Source organism: Pseudomonas brassicae (assembly GCF_010671725.1).
GTDB classification, from domain to species: Bacteria; Pseudomonadota; Gammaproteobacteria; order Pseudomonadales; family Pseudomonadaceae; genus Aquipseudomonas; species Aquipseudomonas brassicae.
In genome coordinates this window covers 1-1,160 of record NZ_JAAHBU010000612.1, presented here as the reverse complement: position 1 = coordinate 1,160, position 1,160 = coordinate 1, and the positions used below count along the sequence as shown (strand labels likewise).

General features: G+C 49.1%; 2 protein-coding genes. Both read left to right on the top strand.

Annotated elements, in window-relative coordinates; translation table 11 throughout:
- The coding region (locus G3436_RS26625) for a hypothetical protein (RefSeq protein ID WP_163951331.1) at positions 1 to 388 on the top strand (388 nt) is incomplete at its 5' end.
- A 2-nt stretch (positions 389 to 390) separates the two neighbouring features.
- Positions 391 to 1,160, top strand: a 770-nt coding sequence (locus G3436_RS26620) for an AAA family ATPase (protein WP_338001331.1), incomplete at its 3' end; no start/stop codon positions are given.

The following is a 1,160-nucleotide window of genomic DNA, read 5'->3' as shown; positions in this document are numbered from 1 at the left end:
CCATGTACAAGATTTGTCAGCGCTGTTGATCCTCGACATCTGCGGACATGGTGGTAAGTGCAGCCTGATAAAACTCCACTTGATGCATTGGGCGATGAAAACCCCTGCGCGTATGGAAACGATGACGCTCGCCGCACAGCTAGGTCAGATAACCCTTCCCGTTTGGGGCTTTGATCCGGCGCTCTCCATTGCGCTCCAACTTGCATTTCGAGATGGGCTCATCGAGCCGACCACCAGCGGGTTCAAATTATTATCCAAAGGACGGCAGTTGGTAGCAGACATCAAGGCCGACGGCACCGTCATGGTCGAAGAAAAGACCACGCTTTCAAAGATTGGCAAGAAGATCTCAGAAGGTATGGTCAAAACCATCTCCAAGGAATGGGAATAATCTTGTTTATTAAACGTATCAAGATCGCAATCGAAACCACTGACGGCCCATTCGGCTTCATGGCCGAATTTTCGCGCAATCTCAATATCATCCGTGGACGTAACTCTTCAGGAAAAAGCACCATCGTCCACAGCATTCTCTACGCCTTGGGAATGGAAGAGTTGCTAGGCGCGCAAAATTCCGATGCCCTGACATATGTACTTAAAGATCACGTCGAATTTGATGAAGAGAAGCACTTTGTAATTCGTTCTATGGTCATCATGGAGCTGGAGTCGAATGGCAAGACGATCACCATTACTAGAAAGATCAAAGAGGATGGTATAAATCCGAAGCTGGTCGAAATTCAGGAGTGTGCGGCCCTCACCAAAGGGGAGACCGCGCCTATTCTTTATAGATTCCTTCATGATGGTGGGAGCGCGCAAATTCGAGAAGGCTTCTACACATATCTCGAAAACTTCCTCGGTCTCAAACTGCCCATGGTGCCTCACACCAATGGCAAGCAGGTCAAACTCTACCTGCAGTACATCTTCGCCGCTATGGCCATTGAACAAAAGCGGGGATGGACGGATTACATTGCCAATCTTCCCTACTTCGGCGTCAAGGAAGCTCGCATAAAAATTGTCGACTTCTTGGTCGGCACCAACGTATTTGAGATGGATGCCAATCGTGCGCGGCTAGACCACGAGTCGGTTGAGCTCAATACAGCATGGCAAGACATCTACCGGGCAATTAACTCCGATGCACTGAAGAATTCGATGAAGGTGCTGCACCT